Genomic DNA, 18,891 nt, shown 5'->3' on the forward strand with positions numbered 1-18,891 from the left:
GTCTCGGTGCCGGTCAGCGGATCGGGTCGGCGAGGAATTCCGCGACGGCCCGGCGCAGCCGCGGATCGTACAGGGCGGTGATGTGACCGCGGCCGTGCAGCATGACCAGGCGCGCGCCCGAAATGCCGACCACGGTCGCATGAACGAGCGTGGGCGGTACCAGCCGATCGCGGGTGGCGGCGACGATCAGCACCGGTATCTCGAGCTCGCCGAGCCGGTCGGTGACATTCCAGCTCCGCAGCGCCTGCACCAGCGCCGTCTCGCCGGGCGCCGGCGGTCTGCGGCGGGCCAGCAGTGCAAGCGTCATGACCAGGCGCAGCGGTCCGTGCGCGATCAGGCCGCTGCCGATCCAGGCGGCGGAGCGTCCCGCCCGCTCCAGTTCCATCATCCGTGCCAGATCCCGCAGGCCCCGCTCGTCCACCCGACTCGCGGCGACGCAGAGCGCCAAGCGCCGCACGGTCTTCGGATGATCCAGCGCGAGTTGCAGCGCGATCAGGCCCCCGGCCGAGACGCCCATGACGTCCACCGGCTCGTCGAACCGGTCGCGCAGCGCGTCGGCATGCCAGCCCGCCAGATCGGCGATGGTCATATCCACCGGCGGGCGCACCGGGCGGTGGATCAGATGGATCGTGCGCCCGAGTCCCGCGGCCAGCGTGCCGGTCGAGCGGGCCACCCGCCACGGCACGCGCTCGGAAAGGTCGGCGCCCGGACCCAGTCCGGGCAGCACCACCAGCGGCGGGCCCGTGCCCATGGTCACCGCCGACAAGCCGTCGTTCAACGGCTCGCCGCGGACGCTTCCCCGTTCCCAGCGCGTACCGGCCGCCATATCCGGTGAACGGCCGTGCGCGGGGAAAGTTCCGCGCTTTATCGAATCGTGTTGCGGCTCAGGCCACCGAGGTGGTGGCGCGCACGATCAGATGTTCCACCAGGGTCATCAGCACGTTCTTGCACGACGAACGGTCGCGCGCGTCGCACAGCACGACCGGTGCGTGCGGATCCAGATCGAGCGCGTCGCGGACCTCCTCGGTGGTGTACACCGGGGCGTTCTCGAAACAGTTGACCGCGACCGCGAACGACAGGCCGCGGCGCTCGAAGAAATCGATGGCCGCGAAGGAGTTCTCGAGACGACGGGTATCGGCGATGACCACCGCCCCCAGCGCGCCGCGGGCCAATTCGTCCCACAGGAACCAGAATCGGTCCTGGCCGGGGGTGCCGAACAGGTACAGCACCAGGTTCTCATCGATGGTGATGCGGCCGAAATCCAGCGCCACGGTGGTGGTGGTCTTGCCCTCGACGCCGGACAGATCGTCGACGCCGGTGGACAATTCGGTGATCAGTTCCTCGGTGCGCAGCGGCGCGATCTCACTGATCGAGGACACCATCGTGGTCTTGCCGACACCGAACCCGCCGGCGATGAGAATCTTGACCGAGGCGGCCAGGGGTGCCGCAGACGTCGTATCAGACACGGGTGTTCTACAGCTTTCGGATTCCGTCGAGCACAGCTCGCAACAAGTTCAGGTCGCTGGGGCCGGAATCGGTGTGCACCGGCGCCCGGAAGATCAGGTGCCCCTCGCTGATCAGATCACCGACGAGGATCTTCGTCACGGCGAGGGGCAGTCTCAGGGTGGCCGACACCTCGGCCACCGATTGCGGGACCCGGCACAGATGCACGATTTCCGCGTATTCCGGCTCCACGCGCCGCAATCTCGGGGCCGGATGAGATGTCACCACGAGGGTGAGCATGTCCAGGTCGTGTCCCGCACCCATCGTGCGGCCACCCGTCACGGCGTACGGGCGAACCAGCGGGCCCGCCTGATCGTCGAACCACGGTTGACCGAAGCGAGTCATGACAATCGGTGCTCCACCTGCGTCGCTAGCCCGTGCCGCGGATCGGTCGACAGGTAGTTGCCCATCCGCTGCACGGTCAGATTCATTTCGTAGGCCACCATACCGAGGTTTGCGTTTTCGTTCGCCTGCAACGCAATACAAGCGTTGTCTCCGGCGGCGGTGACGAACAGGACCGCGCGATCCAGCTCGATCACCGCCTGCCGCACGCCGCCGCCGTCGAAACGGCTACCGGCGCTGCGCGCCAACCCGTACAGCGTCGCCGACATGGCGCCGAAGTGCTCGGCGTCCTCGCGGCTCATGGTGGTGGACCGGCCCAGCAGCAGCCCGTCGGTGGAGTGCACCACGGCATAGCGCACTCCCGCCAGGCGATCGACGAGATCGTCGAGCAGCCAGTTGAGATCACCTGCGTTGGAAGAGGTCACCTTCGCCTTCCTGTTCATCCGGATTGTTGGCGGTATGGGGGTCGGGATGGGCCCGACGCCCCTGCCGGGTGCCATTCTCGATGGCGGACATCAGATCTCGCGCCTGTTCGGCCGAACGCGGGCGCTGCGGCGTGTCCTGCGCGGCGGCCTGCTGGTCGGTCGCCAGCTCCGGTGCCAGGCTGGCCTGGCGCCGACGACGCGGCAGCGGCGGCCGGGAATCGTTGCCGGTGTAGGACGGCCGCTGCTCGGTGGCGCGGTGGCGCGGCTCCGGATTGCGGGGTTCCGGGATGTAGCGCGGCGGTTCCGGTTGCGGCTGCGGGGGTTCCGGCTCCGGCTCGGGCTCGCGCGGCGGCAGCGTCGCCAGCGCCGTCGGCGCGGGCAGCGACTGGGGGACCGGGACGGCCGGAATCTGACCGGTGGCCGGGGGTTCCGGACGCCGGGCCGGGGTGCGCTCGGGCAGATGATCGGCCAGCGGCGCGTCGTTGGTGATGAGCGCGCTGGGGATCAGCACGATCGCGCGGATGCCGCCGTAATCGGATTCCGACAGCCGCACCGAGATGCCGTGCTTGACGCCCAGCTGGGCGACGACGAACAGGCCCAGGCGCGAATCGGCCGACAGCGTCGCGACACCGAAATCCGGTGGGTCGCGCAGCAATTCGTTGGCGCGCTCGAGATCGGCGGCGGGCATGCCCATGCCCTGGTCGCTGATCTCCACGACCACGCCCTTGCCGACGATATTGCCGGTGACCTCCACCCGCGACTGCGGCGGGGAGAAGGTGGTGGCGTTGTCGACCAGCTCGGCGAGCAGGTGGATGAGGTCGGCGACCACGCTGCCGACCACGAACACCTGCGGCATCCGCGCCGTGCGCACCCGCGCGTAGTCCAGGGTCTCACCGACGGAGCTGCGCACCAGCTCCACCAGCGGCACCGGCCGCCGCCACTGGCGGCCCGGCTGGCCGCCGCCGAGAATGATCAGGTTCTCGGCGTTGCGGCGCTCGCGGGTGGCCAGGTGGTCGAGTTTGAAGAAGGTCTCCAGCAGCGCCGGATCCTCCTGCTTCTGCTCGGCCTCGTCGAGGATCTCGAGCTGGCGGTGCACCACCATCTGGCTGCGGTGGGCGATGTTGAGGAATACCGCGCGCACACCCTCGCGGGTGCGGGCCTCGGTAACCGCGGCCGCCACGGCCGCGGTGTGCGCCTGGTTGAAGGCCTTTGCGACGGAACCGATCTCGTCGTGGCCGAAGTCCAGGTGCGCGGCCTCGGTCTCGGGATCGATGTCCTCGCCCTCGCCGAGGCGGCGCATGGTGTCGGGCAGCCGGACCTCGGCCAGGGCCAGGGTCTCGGTGCGCAGTCGCTTGAGCCTGCCGATGAGCCGGTTCGCCAGCCACAGCGACAGGACGAACGCCAGCACCGACAGCGCCAGGATGCCCGCGCCCGCCAGCAGCGCGTTGCGCGCGGTGCGGTCGCCGTCGACGACGGCGGTGTGGTTGGCGTGGTCGTTCTGGGCCTGCCAGACCTCGAGCATCTGGCGGTTGAATTGGTCGGAGGCGGCCCGCCATTCGGGGATGCCGATCGGCGGCTGCGGGGGCGCGGTGTTCGTGGCGGTGCCGGAGGTGCCCGTCGTTCCCGTGCCCGTTCCCGTCCCGTTGCTCGTGCTGGGCTTGGCGGGCGGATGGATGATGAAGTCCTCCATCGTCGCCAGCTGCTGCCACGCCGAGGAATCGATCACGGCCTGGATGCGCTGGCCCTGCTCACCGCCGATGTCCTTGACCAGCAACGGCAATTCGGTGCGGTAGTAGCCGACCAGGTTGCGGTATTCGGCCTGCAGCGGCGCGGGCAGGCCCGCGGGGCTGAGCGCGGCCGCGGTCAGCGCGGCGACGCGGGAGTTGGCGTCCATGGCGCGCAGCTGGCGCAGGGAGTGGCCGAGCTCGTTGGCCACCGCGGCGTCGGGTGCGGTCCGGGCGGTGATGTCGGTGCCGAGTTCGACGCCGGTGAGGATCGCGGTGTACGCGCCGTAGGTGTCGGGAACCGGCAGCACGCCCGCGTCGACGGCCCCGCGCAGCTGTGGCAGCTGCTTCTTGAGGGTGTCGAAGCCGCCGAGGTCGGGGCCCATCTTCTCGGCGTCGCTCTCGAGAATCGCGCTTTCGATGCTCTGCATATCCCGCAGGGCGTTGTCGAGCCGCTGCCGCGCCGCACCCAGTGCCACGGGATCGGGTTCACCGGACAGTGCCCAGAGCGACTGCAGTCGCTCCTGCTCCACCGACGCGATCAGTTCGCGGGTGTGTTTGTTGGCGCCTTCCAGGATGGACGCCCAATGCCTGGCATGCTGTCCTTCCCGTACCAAGTAGCCCGCCGCGCCCACACCGATCACGAGCAGGGCGAGGCTCGGGACGAGTGCGATCGCGAGAATGCGGGCCCTAATACCTAGCCTCGCTCTCAGCATCGGCACAAAATATCCTTTCCGGGTGGACACTGCCACTCGGTCCCATTGAGCGAGATTGGATTTGACAACCGCCCGGCAATCCTGCGCGCACGCAGTTTCGTGTCGGTGCGGTCTTCTAGACTGGCGCGATGATGTCTACCGCGCAGGTGCTGGGTGTGAGTGGGGCGATGCTGCTGGGCGCGATGGCGCCCGGGCCGGATTTCGTTATCGTGGCGCGTAATTCGATGCTGTCGGGCCGCCGCGCGGGGATGGCCTCGGCCGCCGGAATCGCACTCGGGGTGTTCGCGTGGGCGGCACTGTCCGGGCTGGGTGTCGCGGGTTTGCTGGCGGCCTCGGCCATCGCCTTCACTGTGGTGAAGTTGGCAGGCGCCGCATATCTGCTATTTCTCGGAATTCGGGCATTGCTCGCCGCGCGCCGGGGCGGTTACGAGATGACGGCCGAACTAGATGGCCAGGGCGTCGGCCCGCGCACGGCCTTCCGGCAGGGCCTGCTCAACAATCTGCTCAATCCCAAGGCCGCGGTCTTCTTCCTGGCCCTGCTCCCGCAGTTCCTGCCCGCCGCCCCCGCCCTCGTCGACACCGCCGAACTGGCCCTGACCGCCACAGCGGTCACCCTCGCCTGGTTCCTGATCCTCGCCCTCGGCATCGCCAGCCTGCGCCACGTCTTCACCCGCGCCCGAGTCCGCCGCGCCATCGACGCTGCCATGGGCACCCTGCTGGTCGCGCTCGGCGTCCGGATCGCGGTGCAGACCAGCTGAATTCGGCCCCGCAATCGGGCCCCGCTGTCGTGGCCGCATCCCGGGTTGATGCCGAGCCTGGACTTTCCCATTCGGGCCGATTCGGGGGAGTTCTGCGCCGACCTCGATCGCCGAGTACTCGACGCAGGTGGTCGCCTCTACTTCGCCGAGGGAGACGATCCGGGCGATGTATCCCCGGCTCGACGAGTGGCGGCGGGTTCGCGATGGCGTGGACCCGGGGCGGGTGTTCGTCTCCGACCTGGCGCGGCGGTTGCGGCTGGTCGACGACCCTGTGGGGTGATTTGTGCCGTTCTGTCCGGGGCGGGGGCGGAGTAGATTGTGTGTATCTTACGGTTACTCACAGGTAGGAGGCGACGATGCCGGTGCCGGAAGCCGCGGTGTTCGAGAGGCTGCGGGGGTTCGCCGCGGTCGATCAGGGCCAGGAGCATGCCGTCCGCGCGATCAACGAGGTCTTCACCGGGCGGGCGCTGGGTGAGGTGCCGGTCGGGACGGCCGCCGATGTCGAGATCGCCTTCGTGAAGGCCCGTGCGGCGCAGGCGGATTGGGCCGCCCGCTCGCCGAAGGAGCGCGCCGAGGTGTTCGATCGCTATCGGGCGCTGATCGTGGACAACCGCGAGTATTTGATGGATGTCATCCAGGCCGAGACCGGGAAGGCGCGCTGGGCGGCGCAGGAGGAGATCATGGGCCTGATCTTCGCCGCCCGGTACTTCTCGCGGGTCGCGCCGCAGCTGCTCGCCTCGCACAAGGTGGCGGGCGCGTTCCCGATTCTGAACCGGGCCGCCGTGCGCACTCAGCCCAAGGGCGTGGTCGGGGTGATCGCGCCGTGGAACTATCCGATGCTGTTATCGATCGGCGATTCGATTCCGGCGCTGCTGGCCGGTAATGCCGTGGTGGTCAAGCCGGACAGCCAGACGCCGTATTCGTCCCTGGCGAATGTGGAGCTGCTGTGGCAGGCCGGACTGCCCAAGGATCTGCTGCAGGTCGTGCCCGGTCCGGGCGGGGTGGTCGGCACCGCCATCGTGGACGCGTGCGATTACCTGATGTTCACCGGCTCCTCGGCGACCGGGCGCACCCTGGCCGCTCAGTGCGGGCAGCGGTTGATCGGATTCTCTGCCGAACTGGGCGGCAAGAATCCGATGATCGTGACCCGCGGCGCGAATCTGGACAAGGCCGCCAAGGCCGCTGTGCGCGCGTGTTTTTCCAATGCCGGGCAGCTGTGCATCTCGATCGAGCGGCTGTATGTGGAGCGGGCCGTGGCCGACGCGTTCACCGAGAAGTTCGTGGCGGCGGTGCGGGCGGCGAAACTCGGTGCGGCCTATGACTATTCGGTTGATATCGGCAGCCTGATCTCCGAGGCGCAGCTCGAGACCGTCACCAAACATGTCGCCGACGCCACCTCCAAGGGAGCGAAGGTGCTGGCCGGAGGTAATGCCCGTCCCGATATCGGCCCGCTGTTCTTCGAGCCGACCGTGCTGTCGGAGGTCACCGACGAGATGGCGTGCGGGCGCGAGGAGACCTTCGGCCCGCTGGTGTCGATCTATCCGGTCACCAATGTCGAGGAGGCCATCGAGCGGGCCAACGACACCGAATACGGCCTGAACGCCAGCGTCTGGGCGGCGAGCAAGGCCGACGGCGAGCGGATCGCCGAGCGCCTGCACGCCGGAACCGTCTGTGTCGACGAGGGTTACGCCCCCGCCTGGGGCAGCACGGGCGCGCCGATGGGCGGTATGGGGATCTCCGGCGTCGGCCGCCGCCACGGTCCCGACGGCCTGCTGAAGTTCACCGAACCGCAGACCGTCGTCGTCACCCGCTTCCTGAATCTCGATGCGCCGTGGGGCATTCCGCAGAGCAGGTGGCAGCCGTTCCTGATGGGCGTCGCCCGGGCGATCCGGTTCCTGCCGGGCCGCTGAGCGCGGTGGGTCAGCGGCCGAAGCGGGCGTCGACCCAGGGCAGGGCGTCGTCGAAGGAGACGTCGAGCACGCCGCGGTGATCGGCGCCGGGGTAGTTGCGGTAGGCGACGGGCTGGCCGGTCAGTTTCTGCTGGGCGACCATGGCGTCGGTGGCGGGCGGGGTGACCACGGTGTCGGCGCGCCCCTGGGCGACCAGCAGGGGGACCGGCAGCCGGAGCGGACTGGGATCATTGTCGTCCAGGACGCCGATCAGAGCGGAGGCATCGGCGTCGCTACGGAATACCTCGCCGCCGGGCAGCCCGCCCCAGGAGTCGCGCTCGCGCAGCCCGCCGATGCACCGCTCGTCGGCCTGCGGCAGCAGTGCCAGCGCCGCCGGGGTGAGGAAGCGGGCGGGATCGATATCGGCGACGGTCTGCGCACCGCGAACCAGCAACGGTACGAACGCGATTCCGCTGCCCGCCGCGCTGGCCAGCTCCGAGCTGCCCGCATTGGCGGCGAGCGTGCCCGCGCGGATGGTCAGGCCGACATGGGAGGCCGGAGCCAGCGCCACCGCGCCGAGCAGGCGCAGTTGCGGGGCCCAGCCCTGGGCCCGGGCGGCGGTGAAGATCGCGGCCTGCCCGCCCTGGGAGTGACCCATCGCGACCCAGCGCGTGCCGATGCCCGGCTCGATCTCCCGCGCGGCCAGCGCCATATCGGCGACCGCGCGCTGTTCCATCTCGCCGATCAGATAGCCATGCCCACCGGCGGTCCCCAGACCCTGATAGTCGGTCTGCGCCACGGCGTATCCGGCGGCTACCCAGCGCGCCTGAACCGCGCGCACCTGCGCGGTGTAGTCGTGGGCGGGGTAGTCCGGACCGGTGTCGCGCGAGGGCGCGCAGCCGTCGGCCACCCCGGTGGTCCCGTGCGCCCACGAGATCAGCGGCCAACCCCCTTGCGGCGCATCGCCTTCGGGTACGGCCACCGTTCCCGAGACCGCCACCGCGCGGCCCTGCGCGTCCACCGAGCGATACAGCACGAGGTAGTTGCGCGCGCCCGGGACCGCGGGATCGCCGGTCAACGGCCGAGACCAGATCACCGAACCGTGCGCGCCGGATATGAGATCGGCTGGTGCGGAATAGAATTCGAGCCCGTCGGGGGCTCCTCCCGCCGCCTGCGCCGCCGGATCCGGAACCGCCGCCAGCGCCAATACCGCCGCGATTCCCGCCACCAACCCTCGAACCCGCGCCCTCGTTGCCACGCGCACACCTCCGCCGTCACTGAACCGTCTCCCGACGTTACAAGAACGTTGTTCGCCCCGGGGACCACTGTTCGAGGGGCGTGGCGATCAGCGCGAATACGTGGCGGTGAGGGAGCCCTGTGCGATGGAGGCCTGTTCGATCGATGTTCTCGCCTGGTCCGGCGGGGTTTCCCAGGGCAGTGACAGGCGGTTGGGCAGGGCGTGGACGGTGAAGCGGTAGTGATGGATTCCGGTGTCCGGCGGCGGACAGGGAACGGCGTAGTCGGCGCGGCCCGCGCTGTTGGTCAGAACCGTTCCGTCGACCAGGGTGCCGCTGCCGGAGATCTCGGTGATCGTGGCGGGGATATCGATGATCACCCAGTGGGTGAACCCGCCGTCCGCAGCGTCGGGATCGTCGACGATGAGGGCGAAGCGCGCGGTCTCCGGCGGCGTCGTCCAGGACAGCGGCAGCACCCGGCCGCCTTTGGCGCAGGTGTACTCGTCCGGCAGCGCGGCGCCATCGACGACGGCGCTGCTGGTCACCCGAATCTGGTGGGTCGCGGGCGGATCGGCCGCGGTCGTGGTGGTGGTCGACGGCGGTGTGGAACCGGAATCGGAACACCCGGCCGTCGCGGCGAGGGTCAGCACCGCGGCGGCGACCAGGCGAACCCGGCGGCTGGACATGGTTCGAGCCTAGAGCCCGCGCCGCCGGGTGTTCGCGGGAACGGGCTCAATCCCCTAGGTCCGCACCCGTTCGCGGCGGATCCGCCGCGAACTGTTCGGCCTCGGCGTCGGTGAGCAGCCGGGAACGGATCAAAAAGCGCATGCCCTCGGGCGCCTCCAGCGAGAATCCGCTGCCGCGCCCGGGAACCACGTCCACGGTGAGATGGGTGTGCCGCCAGTATTCGAATTGATCGGCGCTCATCCAGAACTCGGTGTTCCCGGGCAGCTCGCCGAGCAGCACATCGGCCGCGCCGACCCGGAATTCACCGCGCGGGTAGCACATGGGTGAGCTGCCGTCGCAGCAGCCGCCGGACTGGTGGAACATCACCGGCCCGTACCGCTCGACGAGATCGCCGAGCAGCCGGGCCGCGTCCTCGGTGATGTCTATGCGCGAGAGGGGTTGCGCCATCAGAAGAATCCGAGCTTGTGCGGCGAATAGCTGACCAGCAGATTCTTGGTCTGCTGATAGTGATCGAGCATCATCGCGTGGTTCTCGCGCCCGATTCCGGACTTCTTGTACCCGCCGAAGGCGGCATGCGCGGGATAGGCGTGATAGCAATTCGTCCACACCCGACCGGCCTTGATCGCCCGGCCCATCCGGTAGGCGGTGTTCATATCGCGCGTCCACACGCCCGCGCCGAGCCCGTAGAGCGTGTCGTTGGCGATCCGCAGCGCCTCGTCGGTGGTGTCGAATCGCGTCACCGACACCACCGGACCGAAGATCTCCTCCTGGAAGACGCGCATATCGTTGCGGCCCTCGAAGATCGTCGGTTCGATGTAGTAGCCGTTGGGATATTCGTCGACCTTGCGCATCCCGCCGCCGGTGAGCACCTTCGCGCCCTCTTTGCGGCCGATGTCGATATAGGACATGATCTTCTCGTACTGATCGTTGCTGGCCTGCGCGCCGATCATGGTGGTGTCGTCGAGCGGATCACCGCCGGTGATCGCCCGGGTGCGCTCGATGCAGCGGGCCATGAAATCGTCGTAGATGGCCGAATGCACCAGCGCGCGCGACGGACACGTGCACACCTCGCCCTGATTCAGCGCGAACATCACGAAACCCTCCACCGCCTTGTCGAGGAATTCGTCGTCGGCGGCGGTCACATCGGGCAGGAAGATGTTGGGGCTCTTGCCGCCCAGCTCCAGCGTGACCGGAATGATGTTCTCGCTGGCGTACTGCATGATGAGCCGTCCGGTGGTGGTTTCGCCGGTGAAGGCGACCTTGGCCACCCGCGGGCTGGACGCCAGCGGTTTCCCTGCCTCCACGCCGAATCCGTTGACCACGTTGACGACTCCGGCCGGGAGCAGATCGGCGATCAGCTCGATCACCAGCAGCAGCGAGGCGGGCGTCTGCTCGGCGGGCTTGATGACCACGCAGTTGCCCGCCGCCAGCGCGGGCGCGAGCTTCCAGGCCGCCATGAGAATCGGGAAATTCCACGGAATGATCTGCCCGACCACGCCCAGCGGTTCGTGGAAGTGATAGGCGATGGTGTCGGCATCGATCTCGGAGATGCCGCCCTCCTGCGCCCGGATCGCACCGGCGAAATAGCGGAAATGGTCGACCGCCAGCGGAATATCGGCGGCCAGGGTCTCGCGCACCGGCTTGCCGTTCTCCCAAGTTTCGGCGACGGCGAGGCGTTCCAGATTCGCCTCGATCCGGTCGGCGATCCGGTTGAGGATATTCGCGCGCGCGGCGGCCGGGGTCGCGCCCCAGGCGTCGGCGGCCCCGTGCGCGGCATCCAGCGCCAGATCGATATCGGCGGCGGTGGATCGGGCCACCTCGCAGAAGGTCTCGCCGTCGACGGGGGAGGGATTCTCGAAATATCGGCCCTCGACCGGAGCCTTCCACTCGCCGCCGATGAAATTGTCGTAGCGCCGGGCGAATTCGACGATGCTGCCGTCGGCACCGGGTTTGGTGTAGATCATGGTGCTCGCTCCTCGATGATCCGTGGTGACGGGCGTCACTATGGATCGATCGGGTTGGCGAACGGTTGGCGGCTCAGCGCAGCGCGTTGTGCAGTCGCGCGGCCACCAGCGCCCGGCGCGGATCGTCGGCGGCCAGCAGGCGCAGCGCGCGCTCGTGCACCTCGGCATCGGCGGGGCAGCGGGCCCCGAATTCCACCAGATGCGTGGGATTTCGGCTGCTCAGCACGGCGGTGCGCAGCCCGACCAGCAGATATTCCCGCCACTCCACGATGCCCGGGGTATCCGAATCCGGCAGCAGCGGACCGCGATACAGCCGCAGCGCGGTCGCGACGTCACCGGCCGCGATGGCCGCCAGCAGTTCCACCGCGTCGCAGGAGATCGGCCGGGTGAGCAGATAGCGGCGGCTGGAGATGTCGCCGCCGGTCGCGCGGCGCAGATGCGAGACATCGGCCTTGAGGGTGGCCGCGGCGACCGGGCGGTCGCCATAGACCGCGGCCTGCAGCCGCTGCGGGGTGTAGCCGTCGGGTTCGAGCGCGAGCAGGGTCAGGATCTCGAGTTGCCTGGGGCGCAGGCGAATCGGTGCGCCCGAGCGGGTCAGGATGGCGGTGCCGAGGCAGTCCAGGCGCAGTTCGCAGCCGCGGGCGGGCGGTTGGGCGGGCAGCCGCGATTCGATCGCCGAGACCAGCGCCCGCACCGTCGACATGGCCAGCGGGTGGGACCGGTCCCAGGTGGTCGACAAATCCAGCACACCCAACTGCCGTCCGTCGGGGGCGTGGATGGGCGCGCAGTAGCACACCCAGCCGTGCAGGGCGGCGACCAGATGTTCGGCGGAGAACACCGTGCTCGGCTGCCCGGTGCGCAGGGCGAGCGACAGGGCGTTGGTGCCCATATGCGTTTCGTCCCAGCGGCCGCCGGGGGCGAAGTTGACCGCCTCGGCGCGGCGGCGCATCACCCGGCCGCCGCACGACCACAGGATGGTGCCGCGCTCATCGGTGACCGCGGCGACGAAGCCGGAATCGTCGGTGATGGAACGTAATTCGTCGGCCAGCTCGGTGACCGGCCCACGCAGCGGCGAATGCGCCCAGCGTGCGCCGATCTCGGCGTCGTCGGCGGGGGCGGCGGCACAGCCCGGATCCACGGTCGGCAGCGAGCGCTGCCAGGACTGCACGACCTCGGTGCGCAGCAGGGTGTCGCCCGGCACCGCGGCACGGGTGGCCGCCCACCGGGCCCATTCCTGTTCCAGCGCGGCACGGCGCTGGGACAGGGTGCGGTTCTGTGGCATCGCGAACAACCTCATGGTCCGAAAAGTCCCTGAGCTCCCCATCATTGCCTACCCACGACGGCCGCGGGGCCGATTCCCGCGTGCCGGGCGGCGGGGGGAGCGGTCGGCGCGGACTGGTCCCTTGACCGGACACGCCGCAAATACCTTGCGACACGCCGGGCGGATTGCCGAGCTTCGGGAGCGGGCGGTGGTTGTCTGCTAACCGCTGCGCGCAGATGGTCACTCGATCACCACATCCCCTTCCGAAGGAGACGGGTCTTGACGCGTGTCCGCCTATCGCTGGCCGCCCTCGCGCTGGCCGCCGCCGTCGCGGCAACCGCTCCCGCGGCATTGGCCGTGGATCCGAGCGTGCCTCCGACGCGCCCCGAACAACCGAGCGATCCGTCGCCCCGTGGCCGCGTCGAGGAGCCCGCCCGGCCGCTGAACCTCGAACCGCTGAACAAGCAGATGCGCGAGCACGCTCCCGCGGATCACTTGTTGAAGAAGATGCCCGCGAGATCGGCGTTCTTGATCGGCGTCTCGGCATTGCGCTGAGTACCGCACAGGAAGTCCACCGCGACCATGGTGGCGTCGACCGTGGTGCCCGCGGGCTCGTGCTCGTCCCCGGTCTGCTGTTTGACGAATTTGGTGACCGTCATCCGCTTGGTGTCCTGGTCCTGCTTCACATATTCGCTGCACGGGGTGTCACCGCCCTTGTTGAGCGCGCGCTGGACGTCGGTGCAGCCACCGAGAAGCGTTGCGGCGACGGCCAATCCGGCGGCGGTCCAGCGCGTGGGGGTCATCAAGCGGTCTCCTGGTGTGTTCGGGCAGCGGGCCGATCCCGGCTGTCGGCAGCCCAGCCTAGAGGGTGGACGGGGCGCACCACCTCCGGGAGATCCCGGAAATAGCGAAGTTGAAAATATGTGATCTGCATCACAATACGTCGGGCATTTTGTCGGTCCGCTCTGGCAAGGTGATCGCCATGCCCGACGCTTTCGCCGATCCGATCCGCATCCGTGGTGCCCGCGAGCACAACCTGCGCAACGTCTCACTCGACATCCCCAAGAACAAGATCACCGTATTCACCGGGGTGTCCGGTTCCGGCAAGTCCTCGATCGTCTTCGACACCATCGCCGTGGAGGCGCAGCGTCAGCTCTACGCCACGCTGCCGCCGTTCGTGGTGAACTTTCTGCCCCGTTACGAGCGCCCGCACGCCGAGGCGATCGACAATCTCGCCGCGCCGGTCATCATCGATCAGCAGCCCGTGGGCGGCGGTCCGCGCTCCACCGTCGGCACCATGACCGACATCTACTCGATGATCCGGGGGCTGTTCGCCCGCTTCGGTTCCCCCTCGACCGGATTGGTCTACGACTATTCGTTCAACACCCCGCAGGGCATGTGCCCTGAGTGCGACGGCCTCGGCGTGACATTGCGGGTGGACGAGGAAAGGCTGCTGGACCGCTCGAAAACACTGAACGAGGGCGCGATCCTGCTGCCCGGTCACGCCGTCGGCAGCCCGGACTGGCAGATGTACGGCAGTTCGGGGCGGTTCGATCCGGACAAGAGGCTGGCCGACTACTCCGCCGAGGAATGGCACGACCTGCTGCACGGCAGCGGCGGCAAGGTGGAAATGACCTTCGCCAAGGGCAGTTTCAAGGCCGACTACGAGGGGCTGGCCGACAAGTTCACTCGCACCAAGATCAAGCGCGACACCAGCGGCCTGTCGGAGAAGTCGCGCGAGCAGATCCAGCGCTTCCTGTCCGAGGGCATCTGCCCGGCGTGCGCGGGCGCGCGCCTCAAGCCCGAGGCGCTGGCGACCCGCATCGGCGGGCGCAATATCGCCGAGTGGACGCGGCTGCAGATCACCGATCTGATCGCGGTCGTCGCCGAGATCGAGGATTCGGCCGCGCGCGGGCTGGCCGAGGCCACCCGCACCGCCCTGCAGCGGGTGGCCGATATCGGGCTCGGCTATCTGAGCCTGGACCGCCCGACCTCGACGCTGTCGGGCGGTGAGGGCCAGCGGCTGAAGATGATCACGCATCTGGGCTCGACGCTGGTCGGGATGACCTACATCTTCGACGAGCCGAGCGTCGGACTGCATCCGCGCGATGTCGGGCGGCTCAATCGGATGCTGACGGCCCTGCGCGACAAGGGCAATACCGTACTGGTCGTCGAGCACGATCCCGATGTCATCCAGATCGCCGATCACATCGTCGATGTCGGGCCACGCGCGGGCACGCACGGCGGGCAGATCGTGTTCACCGGGACATTCGCCGAATTGCGCGCCGCCGACACGCCGACCGGGGCCGGGCTGCGCCGGCCGTTTCGGGTGAAGGAGCACTTCCGTACGGCCACCGGCGAATTGGTGATCGACGGGGCCACCGCGCACAACCTGAAGAACGTCACCGTCGCGATCCCGACGGGTGTGCTGACCGCGATCACCGGCGTGGCCGGGTCGGGTAAGTCCAGCCTCATCCGCGACGAATTCGTGCCGCGCCATCCCGAGGCGATCGTTGTCGATCAATCGGCCATCGCCGCGTCGTCGCGCTCGACTCCAGCCACCTATCTGGGGTTGATGGATACGATTCGCAAGCTGTTCGCCAAGGAGACCGGGCAGCCCGCCGGGCTGTTCAGTTTCAATTCCGCGGGCGCGTGCCCGGCCTGCGAGGGACGCGGGGTGATCATCACCGAAATCGCCTATATGGATCCGGTGACCACGCACTGCGAGGCATGTGCGGGGCGGCGTTTCTCCGAGGCGGTGCTCGCCCATCGGCTGCGCGGCAAATCGATCGCCGATGTGCTCGAACTGCCCGCCGAGCAGGCCGTGGAGTTCTTCCCCGAAAGGGCACTCAATGCCAAGTTGCGCACCATGATCGAGGTCGGGCTGCCGTATCTGACGCTGGGCCAGGCCATGAGCACGCTGTCCGGCGGCGAGCGCCAGCGCATCAAGCTCGCCACTCAGCTGCACCGCACCGGCTCGGTCTACGTCCTCGACGAGCCGACCACCGGCCTGCACATGTCGGATGTGGATACCCTGCTGGCACTGCTGGATTCGCTGGTCGAGCGGGGCAATACCGTGCTCGTCATCGAGCACAACCTGGATGTGGTGGCGCATGCCGACTGGGTGATCGATCTGGGTCCCGACGGCGGTAAGAACGGCGGTGAGGTCGTCTTTACCGGTACCCCCGCCGAACTGCTCGCCCATCCGAGTTCGCTGACGGGTCTGCACCTGCGCAAGTACAAGGTGGCCGGATAGGGTCGGCGCATGCAGTACAGCACGCTCGGCAATACCGGCCTCATCGTCTCCCGGCTCGCCTTCGGCGCCATGACCTTCACCGCGGGCAACCGTGACCTCGGCGCGGTGTACAAGGTCGGCGCCGATCTGGCGCACGAACTGGTCGGACGCGCACTGGCCGCGGGGATCAACTTCTTCGACACCGCCGACGGCTATGCCGACGGGGAGTCGGAAACCCTGCTGGGGCAGGCGCTTGCGCCGCATCGCGACGATGTCGTCATCGCGACCAAGGTCGGGTTCCGCACCGGCACGCCGCTGACCCGGTCGGGCCTGTCGCGGCGGCACATCCTGTGGTCGATCGATCAGAGCCTGCGGCGGCTGGGTACCGACTGGGTCGATGTGTACATCGCGCACCGCGAGGATCCGTTCACGCCGCTGGAGGAGACGCTGGCGGCGCTCGACGAGGTGGTGCGGTCGGGACGGGCCCGGTATCTGGGCTTCTCGAACTGGTCGGCGTGGAAGGTGGCCGCCGCCATGGAGATTCAGCGCGCCAACGGGTGGGCGCCGTTCACCCACGGGCAGATGAACTATTCGCTGGTGGGCCGCGACGTGGAGCGCGACGTGCTGCCGATGCTGGAGCGCTACGGGCTCGGGCTGACGGTGTGGAGCCCGCTGGCCAGCGGCTTCCTGTCCGGTAAGTACACCCGCGAATCGCTGACCGATCCGGACAACCGGCTGGCGGGCTTCGACATCCTGCCCTTCGACAAGGAGCGGGGATTCGGGCTCATCGAGCGCCTGCGCGTCCTCGCCGACAAGCATCAGGCCAGCGTCGCGCAGGTGGCGCTGGCGTGGTTGCTGGCCAAGCCCGCCGTCACCAGTGTGCTGTTGGGTGCGACCAAACTGCCGCAGCTCGAGGACAATCTGGGCGCGGCCGAGCTGCGGCTGGACCCCGAGGAGGTGGCCGAGCTGGACGCCGCCATGCCGCCCGCGCCGGTGTATCCGAACTGGTTCATCGAGAATATGCGCGATCAGCCCGCGACCGAGGCGCTCGCCGGGCGATGACGGTCGCGGAGTCGGTGTCGTCGGTGGCCGAGCGGCTGACCCTGGTGTCACCGCATCCGCCGCTGTGGGTGGTGCTCGCCACGGCCGGGGCGGCGCTGCTGGCCGTGGTGTATCCGCCGCTGTGGCGGATCCTGCGGACCGCGGTGACGATCGCCCACGAGCTCGGGCATGCGGTGGTGGCCGTGCTGACCGGGCGCACGCTGCGCAGCATTCGGTTGCATTCGGATACCTCGGGGGTGACGGTCTCGCGCGGAAAGCCCTACGGGCTGGGCATGATTCTGACCACCATGGCCGGGTATCCGGCGCCCTCGGCGCTCGGGCTGGGCTGCGCGGCGCTGCTGGCCGAGGGGCGGCTGACGCTGATGCTGTGGCTGGTGGTGGCCGCGCTCGCGGTGTTGCTGGTGATGATCCGCAACCTGTTCGGTCTGCTGGCGGTGTTGTGCGCCGGGGCGGTGGTGTTCGCGGTGTCCTGGTACGGAACCGTCGTGCAGCAGGGCGTTTTCGGCTATGCGGTCGCCTGGTTTCTGCTGTTCGGTGGAATGCGCACGATTGCCGAATTGCAGCGCGTGCATATGCGCGGCGACGGCTCCGATGCCGACCAGCTGGCCTATCTCACCCGGATTCCCGGCCTGTTCTGGGTGTTGCTGTTCGGTGCGGGGGCGTTGGCGGCGTTGATCTTCGGCGGGCGGTTGTTGCTGGGCTACTGGCCCTCGATGGGCAGCGCCTGAATTCAGCCGCGCCGCATACTTCCGGCGCAGGCCCGCCAGACGCGGGCCTCGCTCGGATTGCCCTGGCGGTCCAATATTTCCGCGAGACCGGCCATGGCGCGGATGTCGCCGCTGTCGGCGGCGGCGCGCCACCAGCGTTCGGCCTCGGCGAGTTCGCCGCGGCGGTAGCGCACGACGCCGAGGTCGTAGGCCGCGCCCGCGTGGCCGAAATCGGCGGCCTGGGTCCACAGGGCGCACGCCTGCTCCAGGTCGCCGCGGCCGTGCATGGCGACGCCGAGGTCGTAGAGCGCACCGCGGTAACGGCTTTCGTCGGTGGGGGCGGCGGTGACATCGACCTCGACGACCAGTTCGGTGAAGTCCGGATCGCCGACGCCCGCGCTGCAGTACAGCAGCGGGCGACCCTCGGCGGTGCGCTCGAGGAGGATGCCGTAGTTGCCGGTCCAGGATTCGGTGACGCCCGCGGTGTCCATCCACACCGGGGTCAGGGTGAACGAGGCCTCCGGACCGGCCGCCTGCACCTCCAGTTCGATGCCCGCTGCCATGGCATCGATCCACACGTCGACCCCGCGCAGCCGCCGTCCCTCCAGCGCGACGTGCCCGCCGAGCATCGACAGCCCGAGACCCAGGCCCAGCAACCCCTCCGGCGGCGCGGCCGAGCGCAGCCGCAGCGAGACCGTGGTCGGATCCGGCCCGAGCTCGGCACAGTACATGGGATAGACGGACTCCCCGTGCCAGTCGACCGGTTCGGCGCTGACATAGCGCTCGGCCAGTGACACCACCGCCTCGTCCTGCTCGCCGTACAGGGACGGCCCGGTCATCGTGCCCACCTTTCGCCGCGGCTTGTCGGGAAGGATTCGGCCATACGCTAGTACTCGCGGCGCGGAAAAATCGCTGAACGAACAGGTATTTGCCAGGAACTGCGGACAGCAAACCCGCACACCGGAATTCGACCGACCGATTTGCACCCAATGCCAGATTGCGCGGGCGGCGGGGCGGCGGAAGGTGGGGCACCGGGCGTGCGAGCGCCTACCCGCACGGCCGAAGCCATGCCCGGTACGGTCGATGTGGTGGTGGCCGGGGCCACGGCGGTCGGGCCTGGTTCGGGGCGGCGGCGTAACGTCGGCGTTGCCTGCATTCGCGCGTGTCGTGCCTCGATGATCCGGGACGAACGAGGATGAATCCGGGCATATCGCCCCGGGGCAAATGATTTCGATTTCCCGGATCCTAAAAAGACGGCTTTTTTTCTACGTCGGTTCCGGCCCATCCTGCAACAGGGTGCACAGTGCTGACCAGGCTGGTTGATGCTACAACACAAATGTGAGTTGTTTCGTCAACAGATGCCTCCGGTGGTTTTGTGCCGAT

At 68.8% G+C, this 18,891-nt stretch carries 19 protein-coding genes; 7 read left to right on the plus strand and 12 right to left on the minus strand.

The features are described 5' to 3' along the window. Positions 1-13 precede the first annotated feature (13 nt). From NDR87_RS16825 to NDR87_RS16845, 5 genes are all read right to left on the minus strand, one after another. Positions 14-778, minus strand: coding sequence for an alpha/beta fold hydrolase (locus tag NDR87_RS16825; protein ID WP_251913328.1), 765 nt, complete (start codon positions 776-778; stop codon positions 14-16). Positions 779-884: 106 nt separating this feature from the next. Further along, complete coding sequence (locus tag NDR87_RS16830) at positions 885-1,466, minus strand: ATP/GTP-binding protein (protein ID WP_308212102.1); 582 nt, start codon at positions 1,464-1,466, stop codon at positions 885-887. 7 nt (positions 1,467-1,473) lie between these two features. Further along, positions 1,474-1,848: a DUF742 domain-containing protein gene (locus NDR87_RS16835; protein WP_251913327.1), complete on the minus strand. Its 375-nt coding sequence runs from the start codon at positions 1,846-1,848 to the stop codon at positions 1,474-1,476. Beyond that, positions 1,845-2,288 (minus strand): roadblock/LC7 domain-containing protein, encoded by a 444-nt coding sequence (locus tag NDR87_RS16840; protein ID WP_286013594.1) that lies wholly within the window; start codon positions 2,286-2,288, stop codon positions 1,845-1,847. Before NDR87_RS16840 ends, NDR87_RS16835 begins: the two co-directional genes overlap by 4 nt. Continuing rightward, positions 2,248-4,710 (minus strand): nitrate- and nitrite sensing domain-containing protein, encoded by a 2,463-nt coding sequence (locus tag NDR87_RS16845; protein ID WP_251913325.1) that lies wholly within the window; start codon positions 4,708-4,710, stop codon positions 2,248-2,250. The genes NDR87_RS16840 and NDR87_RS16845 overlap by 41 nt, the downstream gene beginning before the upstream one ends. A 128-nt stretch (positions 4,711-4,838) precedes the next feature. Between NDR87_RS16845 and NDR87_RS16850 the strand changes: the two genes are divergently transcribed. The 3 genes from NDR87_RS16850 to NDR87_RS16860 all read left to right on the plus strand — a co-directional run bounded on the left by NDR87_RS16850 (position 4,839) and on the right by NDR87_RS16860 (position 7,378). Continuing rightward, positions 4,839-5,468, plus strand: a complete 630-nt coding sequence (locus NDR87_RS16850; protein ID WP_251913323.1) for a LysE family translocator — start codon at positions 4,839-4,841, stop codon at positions 5,466-5,468. Positions 5,469-5,634: 166 nt separating this feature from the next. Then, on the plus strand, positions 5,635-5,748 hold the full coding sequence (locus tag NDR87_RS37365) for a hypothetical protein (protein ID WP_286013595.1): 114 nt from the start codon (positions 5,635-5,637) through the stop codon (positions 5,746-5,748). Between the two features lie 76 nt (positions 5,749-5,824). Further along, on the plus strand, positions 5,825-7,378 hold the full coding sequence (locus NDR87_RS16860) for a succinic semialdehyde dehydrogenase (RefSeq protein WP_251913321.1): 1,554 nt from the start codon (positions 5,825-5,827) through the stop codon (positions 7,376-7,378). 10 nt (positions 7,379-7,388) lie between these two features. Here NDR87_RS16860 and NDR87_RS16865 read toward each other — a convergent pair whose 3' ends face one another. From NDR87_RS16865 to NDR87_RS16885, 5 genes are all read right to left on the minus strand, one after another. After that, on the minus strand, positions 7,389-8,615 hold the full coding sequence (locus tag NDR87_RS16865; RefSeq protein WP_251913320.1) for a S9 family peptidase: 1,227 nt from the start codon (positions 8,613-8,615) through the stop codon (positions 7,389-7,391). An 87-nt stretch (positions 8,616-8,702) separates the two neighbouring features. Continuing rightward, positions 8,703-9,278 (minus strand): YbhB/YbcL family Raf kinase inhibitor-like protein, encoded by a 576-nt coding sequence (locus NDR87_RS16870; protein ID WP_251913319.1) that lies wholly within the window; start codon positions 9,276-9,278, stop codon positions 8,703-8,705. Positions 9,279-9,324: 46 nt separating this feature from the next. Beyond that, the gene (locus NDR87_RS16875) at positions 9,325-9,726 is read right to left on the minus strand and encodes a DUF779 domain-containing protein (protein ID WP_251913318.1); all 402 of its coding nucleotides are present in this window, start codon (positions 9,724-9,726) and stop codon (positions 9,325-9,327) included. Next, on the minus strand, positions 9,726-11,243 hold the full coding sequence (locus NDR87_RS16880; RefSeq protein WP_251913317.1) for an aldehyde dehydrogenase family protein: 1,518 nt from the start codon (positions 11,241-11,243) through the stop codon (positions 9,726-9,728). Before NDR87_RS16880 ends, NDR87_RS16875 begins: the two co-directional genes overlap by 1 nt. A gap of 73 nt (positions 11,244-11,316) precedes the next feature. Continuing rightward, complete coding sequence (locus NDR87_RS16885; RefSeq protein WP_251913315.1) at positions 11,317-12,525, minus strand: helix-turn-helix domain-containing protein; 1,209 nt, start codon at positions 12,523-12,525, stop codon at positions 11,317-11,319. 258 nt (positions 12,526-12,783) lie between these two features. On the opposite strand from NDR87_RS16885, the gene NDR87_RS16890 reads away from it, so the two are divergent. Then, positions 12,784-13,059, plus strand: coding sequence for a hypothetical protein (locus NDR87_RS16890; RefSeq protein ID WP_251913312.1), 276 nt, complete (start codon positions 12,784-12,786; stop codon positions 13,057-13,059). Here the strand turns inward: NDR87_RS16890 and NDR87_RS16895 are convergent. Further along, complete coding sequence (locus NDR87_RS16895; protein ID WP_251913310.1) at positions 12,996-13,307, minus strand: hypothetical protein; 312 nt, start codon at positions 13,305-13,307, stop codon at positions 12,996-12,998. The genes NDR87_RS16890 and NDR87_RS16895 overlap by 64 nt on opposite strands. A 179-nt stretch (positions 13,308-13,486) precedes the next feature. Here NDR87_RS16895 and NDR87_RS16900 point away from each other — a divergent pair, with 179 nt between their 5' ends. The 3 genes from NDR87_RS16900 to NDR87_RS16910 are packed head-to-tail and all read left to right on the plus strand — an operon-like array spanning position 13,487 to position 17,529. Continuing rightward, the gene (locus NDR87_RS16900) at positions 13,487-15,760 is read left to right on the plus strand and encodes an excinuclease ABC subunit UvrA (protein WP_251913308.1); all 2,274 of its coding nucleotides are present in this window, start codon (positions 13,487-13,489) and stop codon (positions 15,758-15,760) included. Between the two features lie 9 nt (positions 15,761-15,769). Then, complete coding sequence (locus tag NDR87_RS16905; protein WP_251913306.1) at positions 15,770-16,801, plus strand: aldo/keto reductase; 1,032 nt, start codon at positions 15,770-15,772, stop codon at positions 16,799-16,801. After that, on the plus strand, positions 16,798-17,529 hold the full coding sequence (locus NDR87_RS16910) for a M50 family metallopeptidase (protein ID WP_251913304.1): 732 nt from the start codon (positions 16,798-16,800) through the stop codon (positions 17,527-17,529). The genes NDR87_RS16905 and NDR87_RS16910 overlap by 4 nt, the downstream gene beginning before the upstream one ends. A gap of 2 nt (positions 17,530-17,531) precedes the next feature. Here NDR87_RS16910 and NDR87_RS16915 read toward each other — a convergent pair whose 3' ends face one another. Beyond that, entirely contained in the window at positions 17,532-18,347 is an 816-nt protein-coding gene (locus tag NDR87_RS16915; RefSeq protein WP_251913302.1) for a tetratricopeptide repeat protein, read from the minus strand. Positions 18,348-18,891 lie beyond the last annotated feature (544 nt).

Origin of the sequence: Nocardia sp. CDC159, assembly GCF_023740735.1 — a bacterium.
In the GTDB taxonomy this organism is placed as follows: domain Bacteria; phylum Actinomycetota; class Actinomycetes; order Mycobacteriales; family Mycobacteriaceae; genus Nocardia; species Nocardia pulmonis.